Origin of the sequence: Halorubrum sp. Atlit-26R, from assembly GCF_003666015.1 — an archaeon.
In the GTDB taxonomy this organism is placed as follows: Archaea; Halobacteriota; Halobacteria; order Halobacteriales; family Haloferacaceae; genus Halorubrum.
Genome location: NZ_QPLT01000100.1, coordinates 1 through 1022, shown reverse-complemented (window position 1 = coordinate 1022; position 1022 = coordinate 1). Strand labels below are relative to the sequence as shown.

Annotated in this window: 1 protein-coding gene; it reads right to left on the bottom strand. The window is 57.1% G+C overall.

Going from position 1 to position 1022, the window contains the following annotated elements; genetic code table 11:
* Window positions 1-975 (bottom strand): restriction endonuclease (locus tag DVK07_RS19520; protein ID WP_121598514.1); only part of this gene is annotated, 975 nt, incomplete at its 3' end.
* Window positions 976-1022: the final 47 nt, after the last annotated feature.

Here is a 1022-nt window from a genome sequence, read left to right as displayed (position 1 = left end):
CATAGGAGTGAAGCCAGGAACGTAGCTGAACCGTTTGCCAGGCTCTCCGTAGGAGAACATCGCGGGGAGAGTGCCCCGATCAACACGAGCGTTGTACTGTGGAGGCCATTCGTTGAGTTCAGTCGTCGGCTTGTACACTTGAGGCGCAGGAAGCGCACCCCGTTCAAGATCCCGCAGATCGAGAATTCGAACTTCGAACTGACGGGCGAGCTCCTCAGCCCGAGGTGTGATCTCGGTTGTGTGACAGAGAATCGGCATTGCCCGGCAGGCAAACGCTATCGTACACAGCCGGAAGATCGTCGATGGCGTGATCGTGTCGCTTGTCCAGTCTTTACACTGAGCGACAATCCAATCAGTCGGCTGCTGTTGTTTTGGCTTCCGGCTGGCGACGACATCGACCTCAAGACCGAACAGGTGCTGGCGCGTCTCTGCTCGATACCCCCACCGCATCAACGCGCTCTGGAGCTGATACTCAAGCCATCGCCCATCACCAACCCCACGCCCAGCCACGTCTGCATAGACAGATCGGTGAGTGGAGAGCCTCTCAAGCTGCGTGGTGTTGTCCGTCGACTCCTCAAAAAGTGCGTCCTGAAGGATGACGATGTGGTCTCGAATCGTTTCGAGTGTTTGCTCGATCGAATACTCTTGTGAGGTGTGGTCGTACCCCTGAATGGAGAGATCCTCAAGCAACCGGTCGAGACGTAATTCGATATGATAGAGTGCCTGAGCAGGGCCATCCCACGTCACCACCTCATAATCGTCTTGGGACGGGGAATGCTCTGTATCCTCAATCTGTCGACGGGTCGTTTTAAGCGCGGAAAGCGCGAGGAACAACCGCCGCCGTGTGGTGACAGTTTGGACGGTCGTGAGTGTCTCTTCATCTGAGAGAGCGTCCCGGAGGGCCTCGGTCGCGTCGATAAGCTTGGCGAGTCCACGATCGAAGCCCGGTGGAAGCGAGAGTGGTTCGTCCGTCATTGAGAGAACGGGCTGGGAGTGAAGTCGTGGCGAGTGAGTGCGGTTTC